General features: G+C 63.4%; 1 protein-coding gene. It reads left to right on the top strand.

What is annotated here, in order from left to right; genetic code table 11:
- Positions 1-1,176 (top strand): elongation factor Tu (tuf, locus tag J1C49_RS21440; RefSeq protein ID WP_227447849.1); only part of this gene is annotated, 1,176 nt, incomplete at its 5' end.
- Between the last annotated feature and the right edge of the window lie 88 nt (positions 1,177-1,264).

The raw sequence follows: 1,264 nt of genomic DNA, 5'->3' as shown, positions 1-1,264 counted from the left end.
ATGGCAAAGGAAAAGTTTGAGCGCGGCAAGCCGCATTGCAACATCGGCACGATTGGTCACGTTGACCACGGCAAGACGACGCTGACGGCGGCGATCACGAAGTATTTCGGTGACTTCCAGGCCTATGACCAGATTGACGGTGCGCCTGAAGAGAAGGCGCGCGGGATCACGATCTCGACGGCGCATGTGGAATACGAGACCGATGCGCGCCACTATGCGCATGTCGACTGCCCCGGCCACGCCGACTACGTGAAGAACATGATCACCGGTGCGGCGCAGATGGACGGCGCGATCCTCGTGGTGAACGCGGCCGACGGCCCGATGCCGCAGACGCGCGAGCACATTCTGCTTGGCCGTCAGGTTGGTATCCCGGCGATGGTCGTGTTCCTCAACAAGGTGGACCAGGTCGACGACGAGGAGCTTCTCGAGCTCGTCGAGATGGAAGTGCGCGAGCTTCTGTCCGAGTATGACTTCCCGGGCGACGATATTCCGATCGTTGCGGGCTCCGCGCTTGCGGCCATGGAAGGCCGTGATCCGGAAATCGGCGAGAACAAGATCCGCGAGCTGATGGCGGCGGTCGACGAGTACATCCCGCAGCCCGAACGCGCGATTGACCAGCCGTTCCTGATGCCGATCGAGGACGTGTTCTCGATCTCCGGCCGGGGTACGGTTGTGACCGGTCGTGTCGAGCGCGGCGTGATCAACGTGGGCGACGAGATCGAGATCGTGGGCATCCGCGACACCAAGAAGACGACCTGCACGGGCGTTGAAATGTTCCGCAAGCTGCTGGATCGTGGTGAAGCCGGCGACAACATCGGCGCGCTGCTGCGCGGTGTGGACCGTGACGGTGTCGAGCGTGGCCAGGTTCTCTGCAAGCCCGGTTCGGTGAACCCGCACACGAAGTTCGAGGCCGAGGTCTACATCCTGACCAAGGAAGAGGGTGGCCGTCACACGCCGTTCTTCGCGAACTACCGCCCGCAGTTCTACTTCCGGACGACGGATGTGACGGGCACGGTTGAGCTTCCCGAGGGCACCGAGATGGTGATGCCGGGCGACAACCTGAAGTTCGTGGTCGAGCTGATCGCGCCGATCGCCATGGAAGACGGCCTGCGCTTCGCAATCCGCGAAGGTGGCCGCACCGTCGGCTCCGGCGTCGTCTCCAAGATCGTCGAATAAGCAACGATCCGTCCGCCGCCGCGCGCCATACAACCGGCACAGCGCAGGCGGACAATCAGACTAATACGGGGCGCCGCAGGGCGCCCCG

Source organism: Cognatishimia sp. F0-27, assembly GCF_020667845.1.
Classification (GTDB): Bacteria; Pseudomonadota; Alphaproteobacteria; order Rhodobacterales; family Rhodobacteraceae; genus JAFMPQ01.
The sequence above is the reverse complement of the archived record's forward strand: the minus strand, read 5'-3'. Positions and strand labels throughout refer to the sequence as shown.